19 protein-coding genes are annotated in these 17,483 nt (G+C 46.9%); 6 read left to right on the top strand and 13 right to left on the bottom strand.

Going from position 1 to position 17,483, the window contains the following annotated elements:
• The first annotated feature begins 356 nt into the window (after positions 1 to 356).
• Positions 357 to 908 carry a peptide deformylase gene (gene def / locus GKZ89_RS20475; protein ID WP_155114267.1) on the top strand — a complete coding sequence of 184 codons (552 nt, stop codon included), beginning with the start codon at positions 357 to 359 and terminating at the stop codon, positions 906 to 908.
• A 56-nt stretch (positions 909 to 964) separates the two neighbouring features.
• Here def and GKZ89_RS20470 read toward each other — a convergent pair whose 3' ends face one another.
• Positions 965 to 1,753 carry a Cof-type HAD-IIB family hydrolase gene (locus GKZ89_RS20470; protein ID WP_155114266.1) on the bottom strand — a complete coding sequence of 263 codons (789 nt, stop codon included), beginning with the start codon at positions 1,751 to 1,753 and terminating at the stop codon, positions 965 to 967.
• Positions 1,754 to 2,138: 385 nt separating this feature from the next.
• On the opposite strand from GKZ89_RS20470, the gene GKZ89_RS20465 reads away from it, so the two are divergent.
• Both GKZ89_RS20465 and rnjA read left to right on the top strand, forming a co-directional pair.
• Positions 2,139 to 2,348, top strand: coding sequence for a DNA-dependent RNA polymerase subunit epsilon (locus tag GKZ89_RS20465; RefSeq protein WP_155114265.1), 210 nt, complete (start codon positions 2,139 to 2,141; stop codon positions 2,346 to 2,348).
• Between the two features lie 4 nt (positions 2,349 to 2,352).
• On the top strand, positions 2,353 to 4,020 hold the full coding sequence (rnjA, locus tag GKZ89_RS20460; protein WP_155114264.1) for a ribonuclease J1: 1,668 nt from the start codon (positions 2,353 to 2,355) through the stop codon (positions 4,018 to 4,020).
• 109 nt (positions 4,021 to 4,129) lie between these two features.
• On the opposite strand, the gene GKZ89_RS20455 is transcribed toward rnjA, so the two are convergent.
• The 3 genes from GKZ89_RS20455 to GKZ89_RS20445 all read right to left on the bottom strand — a co-directional run bounded on the left by GKZ89_RS20455 (position 4,130) and on the right by GKZ89_RS20445 (position 6,921).
• The gene (locus GKZ89_RS20455) at positions 4,130 to 4,792 is read right to left on the bottom strand and encodes a potassium channel family protein (protein WP_155114263.1); all 663 of its coding nucleotides are present in this window, start codon (positions 4,790 to 4,792) and stop codon (positions 4,130 to 4,132) included.
• Between the two features lie 195 nt (positions 4,793 to 4,987).
• Positions 4,988 to 5,464, bottom strand: a complete 477-nt coding sequence (locus tag GKZ89_RS20450; RefSeq protein WP_162357155.1) for a DUF6884 domain-containing protein — start codon at positions 5,462 to 5,464, stop codon at positions 4,988 to 4,990.
• The gene (locus GKZ89_RS20445; protein ID WP_155114262.1) at positions 5,461 to 6,921 is read right to left on the bottom strand and encodes an NAD(P)H-hydrate dehydratase; all 1,461 of its coding nucleotides are present in this window, start codon (positions 6,919 to 6,921) and stop codon (positions 5,461 to 5,463) included. The genes GKZ89_RS20450 and GKZ89_RS20445 overlap by 4 nt, the downstream gene beginning before the upstream one ends.
• Positions 6,922 to 6,970: 49 nt before the next feature.
• Between GKZ89_RS20445 and GKZ89_RS20440 the strand changes: the two genes are divergently transcribed.
• The gene (locus GKZ89_RS20440; protein WP_162357153.1) at positions 6,971 to 8,023 is read left to right on the top strand and encodes an AbrB family transcriptional regulator; all 1,053 of its coding nucleotides are present in this window, start codon (positions 6,971 to 6,973) and stop codon (positions 8,021 to 8,023) included.
• Between the two features lie 21 nt (positions 8,024 to 8,044).
• Here GKZ89_RS20440 and GKZ89_RS20435 read toward each other — a convergent pair whose 3' ends face one another.
• The 5 genes from GKZ89_RS20435 to GKZ89_RS20415 all read right to left on the bottom strand — a co-directional run bounded on the left by GKZ89_RS20435 (position 8,045) and on the right by GKZ89_RS20415 (position 11,830).
• Complete coding sequence (locus GKZ89_RS20435; protein WP_155114260.1) at positions 8,045 to 8,266, bottom strand: hypothetical protein; 222 nt, start codon at positions 8,264 to 8,266, stop codon at positions 8,045 to 8,047.
• A 45-nt stretch (positions 8,267 to 8,311) separates the two neighbouring features.
• The gene (locus tag GKZ89_RS20430) at positions 8,312 to 8,737 is read right to left on the bottom strand and encodes a hypothetical protein (RefSeq protein ID WP_155114259.1); all 426 of its coding nucleotides are present in this window, start codon (positions 8,735 to 8,737) and stop codon (positions 8,312 to 8,314) included.
• Between the two features lie 88 nt (positions 8,738 to 8,825).
• Complete coding sequence (locus GKZ89_RS20425; protein WP_155114258.1) at positions 8,826 to 9,341, bottom strand: acyl-CoA thioesterase; 516 nt, start codon at positions 9,339 to 9,341, stop codon at positions 8,826 to 8,828.
• Positions 9,342 to 9,500: 159 nt separating this feature from the next.
• Positions 9,501 to 9,911, bottom strand: coding sequence for an Hsp20/alpha crystallin family protein (locus GKZ89_RS20420; RefSeq protein WP_155114257.1), 411 nt, complete (start codon positions 9,909 to 9,911; stop codon positions 9,501 to 9,503).
• Positions 9,912 to 9,946: 35 nt separating this feature from the next.
• Positions 9,947 to 11,830 (bottom strand): terpene cyclase/mutase family protein, encoded by a 1,884-nt coding sequence (locus tag GKZ89_RS20415; protein WP_155114256.1) that lies wholly within the window; start codon positions 11,828 to 11,830, stop codon positions 9,947 to 9,949.
• 135 nt (positions 11,831 to 11,965) lie between these two features.
• On the opposite strand from GKZ89_RS20415, the gene GKZ89_RS20410 reads away from it, so the two are divergent.
• Entirely contained in the window at positions 11,966 to 13,834 is a 1,869-nt protein-coding gene (locus tag GKZ89_RS20410; RefSeq protein ID WP_155114255.1) for a PAS domain S-box protein, read from the top strand.
• A 65-nt stretch (positions 13,835 to 13,899) separates the two neighbouring features.
• Here the strand turns inward: GKZ89_RS20410 and GKZ89_RS20405 are convergent, their stop codons facing one another.
• On the bottom strand, positions 13,900 to 14,469 hold the full coding sequence (locus GKZ89_RS20405; protein ID WP_155114254.1) for a YtxH domain-containing protein: 570 nt from the start codon (positions 14,467 to 14,469) through the stop codon (positions 13,900 to 13,902).
• A 79-nt stretch (positions 14,470 to 14,548) separates the two neighbouring features.
• Entirely contained in the window at positions 14,549 to 15,979 is a 1,431-nt protein-coding gene (locus GKZ89_RS20400; protein WP_155114253.1) for an NAD-dependent succinate-semialdehyde dehydrogenase, read from the bottom strand.
• A 106-nt stretch (positions 15,980 to 16,085) separates the two neighbouring features.
• On the opposite strand from GKZ89_RS20400, the gene GKZ89_RS20395 reads away from it, so the two are divergent.
• Positions 16,086 to 16,262: a hypothetical protein gene (locus GKZ89_RS20395; protein WP_155114252.1), complete on the top strand. Its 177-nt coding sequence runs from the start codon at positions 16,086 to 16,088 to the stop codon at positions 16,260 to 16,262.
• 10 nt (positions 16,263 to 16,272) lie between these two features.
• On the opposite strand, the gene GKZ89_RS20390 is transcribed toward GKZ89_RS20395, so the two are convergent.
• The gene (locus GKZ89_RS20390) at positions 16,273 to 16,578 is read right to left on the bottom strand and encodes a hypothetical protein (protein WP_155114251.1); all 306 of its coding nucleotides are present in this window, start codon (positions 16,576 to 16,578) and stop codon (positions 16,273 to 16,275) included.
• On the bottom strand, positions 16,575 to 16,913 hold the full coding sequence (locus tag GKZ89_RS20385; protein WP_155114250.1) for a hypothetical protein: 339 nt from the start codon (positions 16,911 to 16,913) through the stop codon (positions 16,575 to 16,577). Before GKZ89_RS20385 ends, GKZ89_RS20390 begins: the two co-directional genes overlap by 4 nt.
• Positions 16,914 to 17,483: the final 570 nt, after the last annotated feature.

Below are 17,483 nucleotides of genomic sequence, written 5' to 3'. Positions count from 1 at the left end.
ATTGACCCGCATCCTGCGGGCCTCCACCGGATGAGCGGCTTATGACCTCGAGGGCCTAGCCGCCGGAGCTGGACACCGAAACCTGGTGTCCTATTCTTACATAATAAGACAAAAGCCAGCTTTCTCAGGTCTGAAAGCCGCTTATATTTTAAAAACTTCCGCCATCCAGGTTTCACGTTTCCAAACTCCACTCACCCTCACTGGACAATTTACATTTCCGGGACCATAATGAATTACCTGCATACAGGTTCTTTCTGCCGGCGGGATAAAATACAATATAACCATCTTTTCATCAATATTGAGTTTCTATATAATGTATAAGATACGTGTTGAATCGATGGGAGGAAGTGCATAACATGCTAACAAGCAATGATATCATCAGAGAGGGGCACCCGACGCTCAGAGAAACAGCGCAGGAGGTGGCGATGCCCCCATCCGCTGAAGACCGGGAAATTCTTGAGAAAATGCTCCGGTATTTAAAGGACAGCCAGAATCCCGATCTTGCCGAAGAATATGATCTGCGTCCCGGTGTCGGACTTGCTGCTCCGCAGATTAATGTGAGCAAAAGGATGATTGCTGTTCACTTTGAAGATGAAGGAAAGCAATACAGCTACGGTTTATTCAATCCGAAAATTATCAGTCACTCTGTGCAGCAGAGTTTTCTTGCCAGCGGTGAGGGCTGTCTTTCTGTCGATCGTCCCGTTCCGGGTTATGTGCCCCGCCATTCAAAGATTAGAGTGAAGGCGGTTGATCTGGAAGGAAACCATTTGGATCTGCGACTCAAAGGCATGGCCGCAATTGTTTTTCAGCACGAGATCGATCATCTTAATGGCGTTATGTTTTATGACCGGATGAGTGAAAATGAACCATTCTCCATACCTAAGGATGCCGTTGCGGTCGAAAGATAAGGACCCACTCACGGTCCTATCAAAAATAAATAAAAAAGGAGCCGGTTGGCTCCTTTTTATTTTGCAGTCCGGGCTGTGGTTAAACCGAGTTCGCGGACAGCGAATAAAATTCCATCTTCATTAACCGGCTTTGTTATAAAGTCTGCTATATCTTTAACCTTCTGGTTTGCATTCCCCATCGCAACACCAGTTCCTGCATATTCAATCATTTCAAGATCGTTCAATTCATCGCCGAACGCATAAATGTCCTCTCGTTCGAACGGAAGGCGTTCCACCAGTTTTTTTATTCCTTCTGCCTTTGATCCTCCCATTGGCAGAATGTCTGTTGCACATTCATGCCATCTGATGAAGTTCAGATCCTCGTATTTTCTGTAGGACTCTTCCTCTCCATCCCTGCAGAATAGAAGGGTCTGGTAAATTTCAGATTCAGTGAAAAACGAAGGGTTTACTTCCGGATGGTGAAATTTCAGTGAACCCATGCTTTCCCTAATCATCGGATGGTCCTTTTCGGTAGCCATCATTGTTTCATGATTCATAAACACAAGAGGATGTTTCGTTTGCTCGGAGGCCTGCAGAACTTTTTCTAGGGTCTCTGTTTTAAGCGGGTTTTTGTATATCACTTCCCCTTCAAAAACGACATACTGCCCGTTGAAGGATACAAAGGAATCGATTCCAAGATCTTCGCGCAGATCTTTAAACATAAACGGAGCCCGTCCCGTAGCTATGGCAACATGGTGACCTGCCTTTCTCAGTTCTTCTATCGCCTGTCTTGCAGACGCGGGCACTTTTTTTTCATGATCCAGCAGCGTGCCGTCGATATCAAAAAAAACCACTTTTTCTCTCATCACTCAAATCTCCTTTGCACGGTGCTCATGCTATTTTGTCACACTTACTATAACAAAATTTTTTCATGCAACCAATGAAAACGAGGGAAGATACCGGCAATTTCCATGAATACCCATGAAAAATCAATGCATTTTCTCATATAATATAAGTAATAGAGATCAACATGCACCGGATTTGCAAAAGGACAAGTTTAAAAAGGGGTGAAAACCATGCTTCGCAGGCTGAAAAATAAACTCAGGGGACAGTGGAAACATCTGCTTCGCAAAAAGTCTATTGCTTAGGGGTCAGGCCTGGATGGGGCCGGCCCCCTTTTCTTACTGGCCGTTATCGAATATAATGTTATAAGGCAATCTAACAAACGGTATCTAAGGAGAGATTTGGCAAATGATTTACAAAGTTTATTATCAGGAATCTGCGAACGAGGTGCCTGTACGGGAAAAAACAAAAACCCTTTATGTAAATGCAGAATCCGAACGCTTTGTCCGGCTTAAGCTGAAGGACAAAAATTACAATATCGAGTTTGTACAGGCGGTTGAAAATTCTTATCTTCAATATGAAGAGAAGAGTGAAAATTATAAAGTATTGGAGCTATGATCTAATGAAATTTGTAAAAAACGACCAAGCAGCCGTTTTCGCCCTTGGAGGATTGGGTGAGATCGGGAAGAACACGTACGGTGTTCAATTTCAGGATGAAATCATTTTAATCGATGCAGGAATTAAGTTCCCGGAAGAAGAGCTTCTGGGAATCGATTATGTGATTCCTGATTACACGTATTTAGTAAAAAACGAAGACAAAATCAAAGGTCTTTTTATAACGCACGGGCATGAAGACCATATTGGCGGTATCCCCTACTTGCTTAGACAAGTGAATATCCCGATTTATGGCGGAAAGCTGGCACTGGGCCTCATTAAGAACAAACTGGAAGAGCACGGACTGCTCCGGACTGCCAAGCTTCATGAAATTCAGGAAGACGATGTCATTAAATTCCGCAAGACGTCTGTGACGTTCTTCCGCACGACCCACAGTATCCCTGATTCCTACGGAGTAGTGGTGAAAACCCCTCCAGGAAGCATCGTACATACGGGAGATTTCAAGTTTGACTTTACTCCTGTTGGTGAGCCAGCCAATCTCACCAAGATGGCCGAGATCGGCAAGGATGGCGTTCTTTGCCTGCTCTCAGACAGCACAAACAGTGAGGTGCCTCATTTTACGATGTCTGAGCGCAAAGTCGGCGACAGCATCAATGAGATTTTTCGCAAAATTGACGGCAGACTGATTTTTGCTACTTTTGCATCCAATATCCACAGACTTCAGCAAGTGGTCGAATCCGCAGTGATTCACAACCGCAAAGTCGCGGTATTTGGACGAAGCATGGAAGCTGCCATTCAGATCGGGCAAGAGCTCGGCTATATTCAGTGCCCGAAAGATACATTTATCGAAGCAAATGCGATCAATAGACTGCCTGCGAACCGCGTTGTTATTTTGTGTACAGGAAGCCAGGGTGAACCGATGGCTGCCCTGTCCAGAATCGCCAACGGAACTCACCGCCAGATCCAGATTATGCAGGGCGATACAGTGGTCTTTTCTTCTTCTCCGATCCCTGGAAACACGGTAAGTGTAGGCCGGATCATCAACCGCCTGTTCCGCGCAGGGGCAGAGGTCATTCACGGCCCGCTTAACAACATCCATACTTCCGGCCACGGCGGTCAGGAAGAGCAGAAGCTGATGCTCCGCCTTATGAAACCGAAATATTTTATGCCGATCCACGGTGAGCACCGCATGCAGAAGATGCACATCAGACATGCGATGGATTGCGGAGTTCCGGAAGAAAATTGCTTTATTATGGATAACGGCGAAGTGCTTGCACTCGGCGGCGCTGAAGCAGGCGTTACAGGGAAAATCCCTTCAGGTTCCGTATACATTGACGGAAGCGGGATCGGCGACATCGGGAACATCGTTTTAAGAGACCGCCGTATTCTTTCTGAAGAAGGATTAGTCATTGTCGTTGTCAGCATCAACATGAAAGATTTCAAAATTGCGGCAGGACCTGATCTCATCTCAAGAGGCTTCGTTTACATGAGAGAGTCAGGCGATTTGATCAATGATGCGCAGGACCTGATCACTAAGCATTTATCCAAGATTATGGAACGCCGGACAAGCCAGTGGTCTGAAATCAAAAATGAGATCACCGATACACTTGCACCGTTCCTATATGAAAAAACAAAGCGCCGTCCGATGATTCTTCCGATTATCATGGAAGTGTGACAAGCGCAACTGAAAAAGGCTGTCCTGTCGGACAGCCCTTTTTTTTGCTGAATGAGACCGGCTGAATACAGAAAATGAAAACGGACTGACCGTTCAGCCCGTTCTCTGTTCAGCTATTCAGCACTTTCCTTTCAAACCGGTCAATATCTGAATCTGCTCCAATTACAATCAAGATGTCATTCAGCTCAATCGCTTCTTCCGCCTGAGGCGAAACAATGATTTCTCTTCCTCTCTTGATGGCTACGATATTAATTCCATAATTGGCACGGATATCAAGATTGATCAGGGTATTTCCCGCCAGCTTCTTATCAGCTACAATTTCCACGATGCTGTGCTCATCGGACAATTCCAGGTAGTCCAGCACATTGTTGGAAATGATATTATGAGCGATCCTTCTTCCCATATCCCTCTCAGGATGGACGATTTTGTCTGCCCCTATTTTAGCCAGCACCTTTTCGTGGTAATCATTCTGCGCTTTAACGGTAATGTTTTTGACCCCTAGATCTTTTAATATCAGGGTGGTCAGAATACTTGCCTGGATATTCTCCCCGATTGCTACAATCACATGGTCAAAGTTGCGGATCCCAAGGCTCTTCAGCACCGCTTCATCTGTTGAATCCCCTACAACAGCATGAGAGGCGATATTGGCAAATTCATTGATCCGGTCCTCGTCGTTGTCGATCGCCATCACTTCCATGCCTTCCTCACTCAGCGCCCTGCAAATGCTGCCTCCAAACCTTCCTAAACCGATAACTGCAAACTCCTTTTTCATATGGATAATCCTCCAGCATTTTATGTATTTTTAATCCGGTTCTATGACACGTAGTTCTCTTGTAGCCAGATGCAGCTTCAGTGGTCCTGGTCCGTTTCTAAAGAAATTTTACCACCATGGGGGTATTTTATCCATTTCTTCTTGGGGAAGAACCAGCCGGCGGCATTTATTTCCCCGAAAATAATTTCTGAATAGTTAATTTTTATTCTCCTCGTGTATTTTCTCTTCTAATTTACAATCATGTTCTATAGCAGCTTTCAGCTTCCTTTGCATGTCACCGATTCCTTTTGAGCCAGTAAGCGGAAAAAGAGCTTGAAAACCGAAAGCACGCTGAAGCACGGGAGCGAATTTTTTACCGCCCACCATAATCACCTTTTCGGCATCCCCGATCCCTTTTTCTCTGGTCTGCTGCTTTAATGCGTCTGCGGTGATCTCTTCCGGACTGCCTTGATTAAAGGTGAGATCATAGTTTCCAGGCACCAGATCGTCAGGCTTAAGAAAACCATGCTTAGCTGAGAGTATGAACCACTCCTCATAAAAGGTTCTGGCATACTGCTGACAGAGCCGGTGAAAGACCCCAGTATAGGCAGATGCCGCCGGCACCGCGCCAAGTCCGGGTTCATTGTCCCATATTTTCCGTTTTCCACACGGAATCACGCATATCACCTTCACTCTGCCCGTCTCCTTTTTTCTTCAAGCTTTTTCATGACAGCCGGAATCAGTTCAGGGATATCCGAAGCTGCCATTGACCGTTCCCCGCCGGATTCAACCCAAAGATCAGCTGTACTTCCATGAAGATAGACTGCATTTGCCACCGCTTCTTTTATCGAAGAATGGGTACACAGGAAGGCCAGGATTATTCCTGTCAATGAATCGCCGCTTCCGCCTTTCGCGAGGGCAGCATTGCCTGTCGGATTGACATAAACGTCTCCATCCGGAAAAGCCATAACCGTATGCCGGCCTTTCAATACCACGATAACGTGCTGCTCCTTTGCATACTGTCCTGCCGCTTCAATGCGCCTGCTTTGAATATCTTCTATCGAGAGCCCCGTAATCCTGCTCATTTCACCGGGATGAGGCGTCAGGATGGGCGGGATTTTTCTTTTGCTGTACTTTCTTTTCTGTATCGCACCTGCATCCAATACAACCGGCAAGTCCTCTTCTGCCAGCAAAGTCTTTACACAGCGTTCCATTGCATCTTCTTCTTCAAGTCCGGGCCCTATGGCGGCCGCCTTTATTTTATCGGGCAGTTTTCCTTTAGCTGTTTTGTAAAATCCATCTATTTCATAAGTAGCTTCAGGAACGGCACCAGCGATCGCTCCTGCAGCAAAGCGGCTCGTTCCGATGATCAGCTTTCCGGCTCCGGAACGGATGGCTCCCTTCGCTGCCAGAAGGGCACTGCCCGGCATCGTATCACTTCCTGCCAGTAAATAGCCGGTGCCAAAGGTTCCTTTATGAGCCGTTGAATGGATGGCCGGAAGTGTCATTCCTGCATCTTCACCGGACCACACTCGTTTGTTTCCAGTCTGAGGCAATCCTATATCCACAACCTCCGTCTCCCCATAGTAACGTTCAGAAGGCATCAGAAAGGCAGATGGCTTGAAGCCATGCAGGCATAGGGTAAAATCTGCTTCAAACCCTTCATTGACTGTTCCTGTATCTGCTTGTATTCCGGAGGGAAGATCAATGGAAACTTTCATTGCCTTTTCCTCGTTCAGCGCACGGATCACTCCGGCCGCTTCTTCTTTTAGCGGAGGGTGGAAGCCGGTGCCAAGCAGTGCATCCACCAGTACATCTGCATGTAACCATTCCGTTTCGGCATTGTACCCGCAGGCACGCAGATAAGCCAAGTGCTTCCCTGCAGGAGACGATTCATCGGGAGGCCCAAAAGGAAGATAGATAGAGGCCTGATATCCGTTGATGAGCAAATACCTGGCAAGGACGATGCCATCTCCTCCATTGTTCCCTTTCCCGGCAGCGATGCAGACCGTCTGTCTTTTTGAAATTTTGCCTGCGAGCGCTTTATAAAGCCCTGCACCTGCATTTTCCATTAAAGTAAAAACAGGCAGTCCGTTCTTTTCTGCCTGATGATCGATTTCCCTGATTTCTTTTTCCGAGTAGATATGCATGTCTGGAAATCCTCCCCATGGTAAGATAGATAAAGATTGGAGTGTTGGCATGAGTCAGGCATCAGTTGCAGCTAAAACCTTTTTCGTCTCAGTTCTCGGCAGTGTTTTCTATATGCTTCTCCAGCTTCCGCTTCCTTGGATCTTAGGTCCGCTAACCGCGCTTTTAGCGGCCAAATCCATTTCAGCCGGCCCGTATTATACACCGCCTGTACTGCGGAACCTGGCATTCATCATAACCGGGATCTATTTCGGGACTTCTTTTTCCCGTGAAACACTTACGGCTGCAGTCCCTTTTCTTCTTCCATATACCCTTTTAACAGCCCTTTTATTAACCTTCAGCATCACGAGCGGCCTGTGGCTTGCAAGAAGAACGGGGATAGACCCCGTAACAGGTGTTTTTGCCTCCATCCCCGGAGGACTCTCGGAAATGGTGGCAGCCAGTGATTCGTTAAAAGGAAATGCAGGGATTGTGTCCGTATTACAGACGATCAGAATTTTATCCGTTGTTTTCTTTATTCCCTTTTTTGTCACTTACGCAATCGGCAGCGGGGAATCCGGTCCGGCAGGAAAAACAGCAGCCGCTGTATATCCTGATTCGCATCCGGCGGCTTTCACTCTCTATCTTCTGCCGATTGCTGCAGCGTACTTTCTGAGAAAAACACTTCCCGCGGCCTATGTTGTCGGATCGCTTTTTACATCGGCATTAGTAAACATTTCGGGAATGCCCATCCCGCACTTGCCTTACTGGCTGGCAGTCGGCGCACAGTTAATCATCGGGACGAGCATCGGATCGAAGATGTCGATTCAGGACTTGAAAAAAGCCGGGAGTGCAGGACCGCCATTTTTCATTTATACGCTCCTTCTCATAACCATCTCCCTGGGAATGGGTGTATTGTTTTCGTATGTGACTGGAATTCCGCTTGAGACCGGTCTTCTCTCGATGGCCCCGGGAGGATTGGTGGAGATGGTGCTGACTGCCGAGAGCATCGGAGGTGATCCGGCTACTGTCAGCTCCCTTCAGCTGATCCGCTTCCTCTTCATTGTCATCGCCGTTCCTTCCTTCCTGAAATGGATGTTCAAGGTTACATCTAGGCAGGACTGATTCAAGGCATCCATACAAAAATCAAGCCGGCAGATTGATTTTCTGCCGGCCAATTGAGAGGATATCCAGTTTCTTCCATACTTTGTAAAAATCAGCTGCTGAGTACAGTCCGCTCATATAGAGCGGACGGTGCATCCTGCATTTCCAGCCCTTCGAGTATGTAAAAACGCTCTTTGAGAACCGGACAGATTTGCTGCTTGCCCATCGCTCAGGAAGAGCAGCTCCCGGCATTTTATAGACCATTTATCCGAGCTTACCGGTTTGCGTCTTCTGAAAAGAGAGAAAAGGCTATTCCATTTTCAGTTTTTCCAGACCGAATTCTTCAAAGTACTGATGATATTTTTCTTCGATCTCCATCAGCCGTTCGAACCGCTGTTCCGGGCTGTAGGCAGCAAGGCCCCCCTCTTCCTTCATCAGGTCGCGGCGCGCGAGCAGAGCGCACAGCTTGTCCCAGAATACTTCCTCTTCATAATCTGCAATAATATCTTCAAGCTCTTCATCAAGCTGTCTTGAAGCATAGTATTCGTTCTCAAGAGAATCGTAATCCACAAGATGCTCGACCCCGAACGTTTCAGCGAATGAAAGCACATAATTTTCCAGGTCGAAAAATTCATCAGCCTGCTCCTCGTGCTCTTCTCTCGCCCCTACCCATGTAGACAGATAAAGCATCTTCAAAAGAGTGTGATATTGCTGTTTTGTAAAATTAATTTTCATTCCCGATCCTCCCTGAACTATAATGCTTTATACCCTCATTAAATCATACTTGACTGCTAAAAAGAAGTGAGAGATGGCAGCTGCTTCTTTACCATGGCATGTCGGTGCCAAACATCTCAGCCATTTTTTTAAATTCACTTTTACGGTTCTTCCTGGCAAGCGCCCGGGCTTTTCCAGTCTCGTTCAGCTGCTTTTCAGCTTCCGTTTGCGGAAGGACCTGGGGAACGGGGGTTGGTTTATTATTTGCATCAACAGCCACGAATGTTAAAAAGCTGAGAGCACACACATTTCGCTCTCCCGAGAGCATATCTTCTGCAACAACCTTTACGAAAATTTCCATGGAGGTTCTTCCTGTATAGGTGACAAATGCTTCAAGACAAACAGAATGCCCGACCATAATCGGGTGCAGAAAATCAACGGAATCGGTTGACGCGGTAACAACAAGCGTCCTTGAGTGCCTGGTTGCCGCTATTGCAGCCACATCATCTATGTAAGCCATCAGCCTTCCGCCAAACAACGTACCATGATTGTTCGTATCAGGAGGAAGAACCATTGACGTTTTTACAACAAACGATTCCCTGCATGTTTTCGCGGATAGTGTCATCTTCTGGTCCCCTTCTTAAGTTAATTGAATCCAGCTTTTATTATATCACTCTCAGAGGCCTCCATACTCAATGGAATCTTATCCCATGCCAACCCCCTGAATACAGCTTTGGTGCCTCATCAGAAAGTGCAAGAGCCTAACCATACCAGGTTAGGCTCTTTAATCAATCGGAATTTTTTTCTTGCGCCGTTTCGGGACCCGCACTGTGAGAATGCCGTTTTGATGCATCGCCCTCAAATCTTTCGTAAGTGCGTTGCCCGGGAGCTCGATCGTCCGGAATGCCCCCTCCCATTTTGCTCCTTCAGAATTATCCGGTCCAGGTTTAATGCGGATTGTCAGCACGCTTTTATCCAGAGCGAGCTCGATTTCTTCCTTGGATACGCCAGGAACTTCCGCTTTGACGACATAGTGGCTCTCCGTTTCTGAGAGGTGAACGTGAAAAGACATTCTGCCCGGCTGCCTCGTAAATAAATCATCAATCGTATCAAGCAGGGTTTTGGCAGGCCTGCGGGTGAAAAAAGCATTGATCATCTTCATCGGGTCGCCTGTTTTATTCTTTCCATCTTCCATAGACAGCAGCTCCTTAAAGAGTGTTCTGCTATAGCCTATGCAGGAGAAAGGGAATTTGCCCGTTCCAGATAGCGGGATAAAGCAAGCATCGGAAAGACAAAGTCATAGCTGTGATAATGAATATAAAACTGCCCTGCAAAACCCTGGCCTTTCGGGTAGGCGGCTGTCCAGTCCTTTTTGCCGGCATGCTCAGCCAGGTAACGTATTCCCCGCTCCGCTGAAGAAGAAATGCCTTCCGAACAGCAGAGAAGCGCTTCTGTTGCCCAGGCTGTCTGGGTCAGGGTGCTCGTGCCGAGCGGAATATAGCGCTTTTCCTGGTCGCTCTTGCACGATTCTCCCCAGCCCCCGTCCGGATTTTGGACGCTCTCAAGCCAAGCCTTTGCGCGACTGATCACTTCATGGTTCTCTCCGTATCCTGCAGAAGCGAGACCTGTGACCGCGGCCCATGTCCCGTACACGTAGCAAATTCCCCAGCGGGAGTTCCATGACCCGTCCCTCTCCTGATGTTTAATGAGCCATCCTGCTGCTTTTCTTATCTGATCATGAGAAGCGGGAAGCTTGGCATACGCACATAGAAACTCCATTGTTCTTCCGGTCAAATCAGCAGAAGAAGCGTCTGAAATAATAAATTCTGCGTTTTCCACGGGAATGAAATGAACGAACGGCGGACTTGCATTCCGTTCAAAGGAAGCCCAGCCTCCGTCTCCGTTTTGCATAGAGAGCAGCCACTCCAGCCCGCGGTCCCATGCCCCTCGGCTGATCTTTCCGGACACCGTATCATGATGGATGGCTCTAAGTACAGCTGACGTATCATCGATGTCCGGATTTAAGGAATTAATATCGGAAAACCCCCATCCCCCTGGTGCTGAGTATGGATTGTGAACGGCCCAGTCTCCGTATAAATGGTGCTGCCGAGTCAGCAGGTAGCGGTTCGCTCTGTCCGTCATGCTGCTGCGGAAGCCCGCTTTTTGGAGGGCTCCGGAAAGAAGAGAGGTATTCCAAACGTGCGCTGTCGTGTACTGCATGTGAACTCCGTTTTCAACCGGGACAGCCATTGCGATGAGCCCGGCCACCGCTTTTTTAATAACCGGGTGCTCTTTATCATATCCGAGAGCAAGCAATGCGAAGATCATAAGAAAGGTACAGCTGAAATAACTGTAAAGCGTTCCATCGGATTCAAGCCGTCCCAGCATAAACGCTTCTGCTTTTTTAAGTGCTGCCTCTTTCAGCCTCTCCGGCGTTCCGACAAGGTGTTCTGCACCCTCAGATACCATATCAAAAAGCCCTCTCCATTCCCTGGATCTGTAAAGGCTGCTTGGAGCCGTTCTATCTGAGCTTAAACTGGAGAGATCAGGAGCACCTTCGATCCGGATCTGATATTTTTTGGATGCGGCAACAAGAATAGGAATCAGGTTAGCCCGTCCGTATACGGAGAGATCATACATGCTGACCGGGAAGCTTTTCGGCAGCAGGATGGATTCGATTGGAATTTTTTGAACGGCCGGCCATTCAGCCTGGGATGTGAGCGCCAGGAGGATCCTTGTGAAAAGTCCTGTTTTCCGGATGCCTCCCTTAGAAAGGATGAATCTTTTGATGGCCAGTATATCAGGGTCCTCCTCCTTATACTTGCCGGATAGCAGCAGAGCATAATAGGCTTCTGCTGCTGTAGACACATCCCCCTCTTCCTGATCGTGAAAAAGCCGGTATGATCCATCACTCTCCCTTTTTCCGGCAATCCTTTCAATCAGCCGCCTCATAAGCACGGGTTCGTTTATCTTTAATGCCTTTAACAGCACAACCATGAAGCAATCTGTTTTAATCCCTGTTTCAAATGGATGCGCCCATGCACCGCCCGGGAGCTGCTGCTCCTTTAGCTCACCAGCCATCCAATTAAGAACTTCCCGCACTTTCCTCCTCATTTCGACACACCTTTCCCTTTCATTAAATATTTATAAGCAGGACGGAAAAAAAATGAGCACTTTATTTAAGGTTGAATAGTAATTTTGTCACGAATCAAATAAAATAATAGTAACCAAGCCGGAAGGGGCGGTAACATGAATAATTTCTTAATAGACGAAGAGTTATCTAAGGTATTCCAAGCATATTACCAGCAAACCAATGAAGCAGTCGTTATTACGGAATTACTGTCTGCAGAACCCCTTGAAACACGCTTTATCCATGTAAATGATCAAGCCTGTGAATTACTCGGGTACAGCAGAGAAGAACTGAAGCAGCTCGACCCTGTTTCTGTCTTTTTCAAAGGCCTTGCCCCTGAGCTGTTCCTGTCTGTAAAGAAGCGTTTTGCATCAAATCGAACGATTGCTTTGAATATGAATATGGATCATTCATCCGGCAGCAGGATACAGGTTGAAGCAAACTGCAGATTGCTGGATTGCGGCGGCAGACAGCTCATTTATTCCACAGTAAGGATACCTGCTGAAAAGGATAGCGGCTATTCCACGCTCCTGTACGAAAAAGAATTTGCACACGAGCTAATTGATACGGTTCAGGCATTTGTCGTCCTCTTAAATTCGGACGGTACAGTCAGCGGCTGGAATTCCTTCTGCAGCGAGCGGACCGGCTATCATTTTGAGGAAATCAGAGGAGAACCATTTTGGGAAGCAGCATCCCATAGAGAAGCCAGAGAAGAAATGAAAACTTTTATCTCAAGCGGCGGCAGCGGAGGCTCTCAGGAAGCATCATGGCTATGCAAAAGCGGCGAATCCATACCGATTAGGTGGTTTTGCAGGAAGATTGAGGACGAAATGCGCGTTTTAACCGGGATCGATTTAACGGAGAACCGGAATTTCATGCAGAAGCTTGAGGAAAGCCGTCATCTCCTTGAATCGGTTAAAATCCGCTACTACGACGCAATCGCATGCGGGGTAACGGTTCAGGATCCAAACGGCAGAATCGTCTTTGCCAACGAGTATGCTGCAGAATTACTGGGATTCGAAAGTTCTTCCTTGCTGAGTATGGACTCCTTCAGTCCGGAGTGGGAAGCCATTGATCATACTGGAAAGCCTCTTTCTGGAGAAGAACACCCGTCCATGATTACGCTGCGCACTAAAGAAGAAATTTCACACTATATAATGGGCATTTACCACCCTGTCAAAAAAAGGCGGAGCTGGCTTTCCATTCATACGAAGCTGCTTTACTCAGACCGCAAAAGGGAAGTGGAATACATCATTGCCACCTTTCAGGATGTTACAGAGAAGATCGAGCTTGATAACAGCATTAAAGAACAGGAGAAATTGGCGCTTGCAGGGCGATTTGCCGTATCGGTTGCACATGAAATCCGCAATCCCCTTACCTCCATTTTAGGTTTTATGAAGCTGATGGAGTCTGGAAATGAACTGAATGCTGAGTATATGAGGATTATAAAAAAAGAATTGGAGCATATTCAGCAGGTAACCGGTGATTTCCTGATCCTGGCCAACCAGGAAAATACCGATTTGGAGCTGCTTGATCTCGGGGAAGATTTGCTTCAGCCGGTGCTCGGGAATCTTTTGCCGGATTTAGAAGCGAGAGGGATTTCCATAAAGGTGTCGAGTATCGAAGAGCCATTGTTCGTGCACGGAAAAAAAGAAGCCCTTCACAGGCTTTTCCTTAATTTTCTTACGAATTCTATAGAGGCCATTACTGAGACCGGCATCATTTCCATTGATTTAAAACGGACGGGACAGCAGCATATCATCACGATCACAGATACAGGTTCTGGAATTGCTCCCGACAGGCTTCCCTTTCTTGGAGAACCGTTCTACTCATTAAAAGAAAAGGGGACAGGCTTGGGGCTCCTAATCTGCCGCAAAATCCTTGAAGATCATAATGGGTCTTTTGAAGTGACGAGCTCTTTATTGATTGGAACTTCCATCACCATTCTCCTCCCCGCGGCAGCTGCTTCTGGCATTGAAACTGCTTAAATCGGTCATCACGGGCAAAATAAAAACGGATAGCATCGCTATCCGTTTTATGTATTGCCTGATTGTTATAGTTTTGCCGAATCATCAGACGGGTTTGACTGGCTTGGCACCGCTGATGGAAAGTTCGAAGTTGATGATGTAGAAGCGGATGTGGAAACAGATGAAGTTTTCTTATCATCCTTCAGGTCGTTAAGGGGTTCAGTCAGCTCGGATCCGGCTTCTGCTACTTTCGATCCGACTTCTTTAACGTCCCCTGCAGCATCCTTTACATTCTGCATCGCTTCCTGTGAAGTTGCTGCTACTTCTGTAACCTTCTTAAATACGCCGCTGTTCAGGCTCTCGTAGATGGACTGTGCATCTTTAATAGCAGACTCAAGTGTGTTTCTGGCACTGTTGAATTGGTTTACGAGCTGATCCTTGACTTCACCCGGATTGTTTTTAACATTCTGGACGATGCTGACAGTAGAATCCTTAATTCCGCCTGCCCCTTTTGAAACTTTTTTACGGGTAGTCGAGTCGAGCATCGTGATGGCTCCCCCTACGATCGCTCCAAGAAGCATACCCCTTATCAGCTTGCTGTTTTTACTGTTTTTCCCATTCTGTCTCTGGCTATCCTGGATGGTTACCTGTGTCATAATCAATCTCCTCCATTTGCTGAATTTGTGTATTAAATACCCCGGGTGCTGAGCTGGTAAACTGGCAGGAGATATAAAATTATATTTTTAGTCCGAGCGACACATATTTGAGTTCCAGGTACTCCTCGATTCCGTGTCTTCCGCCCTCTCTGCCAAGCCCGCTCTCTTTCATTCCGCCAAATGGCGCCTGTGCAGCAGATGGGAGTCCATCATTCAGTCCGACGATGCCATAGTGCAGTGCTTCCGTTATTTTTATCCCCTTTGAATTGTTTTCAGTAAAAACATAGGCTGCAAGACCAAATGGAGAGTGATTCGCACGCTCGATGGCTTCCTCCATGCTGTTCACTTTCGTCACGGGTGCGACCGGCCCGAATGTTTCCTCTTGCATGCATAGCATATCATCGCTTGCTCCACTGACTATCACTGGCTCCATATAATAGCCGCGGCCTTCCGGTGCCTTATGAGGGCTGCGGATCAGCTCCCCGCCTTTACTCTGTGCGTCAGTTAAATGTTCCTCCACTTTGTCGAGACCCTCTTTATTGATGAGGGGGCCAACCGCAGTGCTCTCATCCATTCCATCGCCGACTTTGAGACTGAACACAGCTTCTTTAAACCGCTCTAAAAATTCATCATAAACGGATTCATGGACATATGCCCGGTTTGTACAGATGCATGTCTGTCCGGAATTTCTGAATTTGGAAGCAGCCATAGCCTCAGCTGCTGCCTGAAGGTCTGCATCATCCATAACGATGAACGGCGCATGGCCGCCAAGTTCAAGAGACAATTTTTTCATCGTATCGGCGGAGCCCTTCATGAGGGTTTTCCCAACTTCAGTTGAGCCGGTAAACGATAATTTCTTAATTCTGTGATCCGCCAGCCAGGTCTCGGATATTTCTTTGGAAGAGCCGGTGACGACATTGAGTACCCCTTTTGGGATACCGGCTTTGTGAGCAAGTTCTGCCAGCCTGAGCGCTGTAAGCGGAGTAGCAGATGCCGGTTTGACGACTGCGGTGCATCCTGCCGCGAGAGCCGGGGCCACTTTTCTTGTAATCATCGCAGCGGGGAAGTTCCATGGGGTAATGGCCGCGATAACCCCTACCGGCTGTTTGATCACAAAGAGTCTTTTATTTGCAGAAGATGCCGGAATTGTTTCTCCATATATCCGCTTTCCCTCTTCTGCATACCATTTAATAAAACTGTTGGCATATGCCACTTCTCCAGTTGCTTCCTTCAGAGGCTTTCCCTGCTCCTTCGTCATAAGCCTGCCAAGCTCATCCTGATGCTCCGTGATAAGTGCGTGCCATCTCTCCAGATACTCAGAGCGCTCGTATGCGGATAGGGATGACCATGCCTGAAGGGCTTCGTGAGCAGCATCTGCAGCTGCTTCCGCTTCCTTCGCTCCCCCTTTTGGCACGGCAGCAAATACCTCCTGACTCGAAGGATTTTCAACTTCAATCGTGTCTTCCGTATTTACCCATTCACCGTTTATGTAAAGGCTCCAGTTTTCCATATACATCCTCCCTGCAAATTGATGGACTTTTCTTTGTGTTTCCACTACCTTATATATGATTAAACCTGACTTTGTAATGAAACATATTTAATGAGGAGGAAAGAATGTGAAAAAAAACAAGGTATTGGCTGCAGCTGCGGGAGCCGGTCTGGCTGGCTGGGCAGCCTGGAAGCAATTCGGCCAATTTAAAAAAGAGCTGGAAAAATCCCGCTCGTCTGAAATCAGTCGTTTTATAAATGCTTGCCGTTCACTTGAAGCACAAGAGGAAAAGCAGAAACAATAAGGAAAGAATATCAGCCTGTAATCCTCTCAAGTTCTTCTGCTCTATGGTCATCAGTTTCTGCCATTTGTTCCGGTGCGAGCTTGCTGATGGAAGCAAGGTGAGCCATCGTGTCCGTCAGCTTATCCAAGTGCAATTTAATTAATTCTGCGTGATGGGAAATCTCCGTTCCTTCAAGGTCAGGATAATGGGAGGACGCTTTTAAAAACGAACGGCCGAATGTTTGCTGAACTTCCTGCAGCTCCTGCTCCCGCTCTTTGAGCAGGCTGCTCAATTCAAGAAGGCTGCTGAGACGGAGACTGATCTGACTTTCGTTCATCGGATGGATTCTCTCGCTTTCTCTTCTAGTTGTGCAGCCAGTTCAGCAAGCCTCGCTTCTTCCCGCTGCAATCCTGAAATCATCTGATTCATGTGTTCGTAGACTGATGTAAAAGCATCGGTGGCTTCTTCCATGATCCGGTGAAATCCATCGGCACTTTTTCCTTTCCAATCATGGGCAGCCTCCGAGACATGGTTTGTCGTCTGGTGGATGATCCCGGTAAATTGATCCATAAGCTGAATCATTTCTCCTCTGAGCTGCTGAACGGCGTAGCAATCACCCTCTGTATTCATTACGCTTCTCATTAGCTGATTGAAGCGATCCATCTCATTCAATTCTATTCACCTGCCACCTTCATCTTTCTTCAAGTATAGGAGAAATTTTCAAGCTGGCACAACGGAACAAAGGATTATTATAAGCGTGAATAATAGGAACTTTTTTGTCGAAATAGGTCGAATAAGTAGGACCACATCAAGTAATCTGGGATTCTTTCCTTATTTTTAATTAAGTCATTTGACATAAACCCCGTACGGATCCTGTTAATCATCTTTGTATGATGAACATTTTTGAAAACCTGGGAATGGTTAACTGTGTACAAAGGTTTATTTTTATTCCATATTTTACTATATTTATATTCTTCTTTTTAAGAGCTACTCCAGAATAAGCTAATAAGGTTTATAGCAGGCACGGCATGTTTGCCCGAATCGCTGCCGCTTATTGCTTCTTCCGCAAGAGGTACAGTTTTTGAACTACCCACCACTTATCGACCTTACGGTCTGATTGAAGTGGGGGATTCCTAGGTACGGGGTTCTAACGAACCCTAATCCATTAGGCTATCCCCGCAGTTCCTGCGGTTAAGATGCGAATGGCTTCGTTTCTAAGATTCAATCCTGCGTTAATATCTC

The sequence above is a fragment of the Metabacillus mangrovi genome (genome assembly GCF_009711125.1).
Lineage (GTDB): Bacteria > Bacillota > Bacilli > Bacillales > Bacillaceae > Metabacillus_B > Metabacillus_B mangrovi.
Note: the sequence above shows the minus strand (reverse complement) of the source record. Positions and strands in the feature narration are given on the sequence as shown.

Coding starts and splice junctions, on each gene's coding strand:
- def (WP_155114267.1), top strand. CDS start 357: ATGCTAACAAGCAATGATATCATCAGAGAGGGGCACCCGACGCTCAGA.
- GKZ89_RS20470 (WP_155114266.1), bottom strand. CDS start 1,753: ATGAGAGAAAAAGTGGTTTTTTTTGATATCGACGGCACGCTGCTGGAT.
- GKZ89_RS20465 (WP_155114265.1), top strand. CDS start 2,139: ATGATTTACAAAGTTTATTATCAGGAATCTGCGAACGAGGTGCCTGTA.
- rnjA (WP_155114264.1), top strand. CDS start 2,353: ATGAAATTTGTAAAAAACGACCAAGCAGCCGTTTTCGCCCTTGGAGGA.
- GKZ89_RS20455 (WP_155114263.1), bottom strand. CDS start 4,792: ATGAAAAAGGAGTTTGCAGTTATCGGTTTAGGAAGGTTTGGAGGCAGC.
- GKZ89_RS20445 (WP_155114262.1), bottom strand. CDS start 6,921: ATGCATATCTACTCGGAAAAAGAAATCAGGGAAATCGATCATCAGGCA.
- GKZ89_RS20440 (WP_162357153.1), top strand. CDS start 6,971: ATGAGTCAGGCATCAGTTGCAGCTAAAACCTTTTTCGTCTCAGTTCTC.
- GKZ89_RS20435 (WP_155114260.1), bottom strand. CDS start 8,266: ATGGTCTATAAAATGCCGGGAGCTGCTCTTCCTGAGCGATGGGCAAGC.
- GKZ89_RS20430 (WP_155114259.1), bottom strand. CDS start 8,737: ATGAAAATTAATTTTACAAAACAGCAATATCACACTCTTTTGAAGATG.
- GKZ89_RS20425 (WP_155114258.1), bottom strand. CDS start 9,341: ATGACACTATCCGCGAAAACATGCAGGGAATCGTTTGTTGTAAAAACG.
- GKZ89_RS20420 (WP_155114257.1), bottom strand. CDS start 9,911: ATGGAAGATGGAAAGAATAAAACAGGCGACCCGATGAAGATGATCAAT.
- GKZ89_RS20415 (WP_155114256.1), bottom strand. CDS start 11,830: ATGAGGAGGAAAGTGCGGGAAGTTCTTAATTGGATGGCTGGTGAGCTA.
- GKZ89_RS20410 (WP_155114255.1), top strand. CDS start 11,966: ATGAATAATTTCTTAATAGACGAAGAGTTATCTAAGGTATTCCAAGCA.
- GKZ89_RS20405 (WP_155114254.1), bottom strand. CDS start 14,469: ATGACACAGGTAACCATCCAGGATAGCCAGAGACAGAATGGGAAAAAC.
- GKZ89_RS20400 (WP_155114253.1), bottom strand. CDS start 15,979: ATGGAAAACTGGAGCCTTTACATAAACGGTGAATGGGTAAATACGGAA.
- GKZ89_RS20390 (WP_155114251.1), bottom strand. CDS start 16,578: ATGAACGAAAGTCAGATCAGTCTCCGTCTCAGCAGCCTTCTTGAATTG.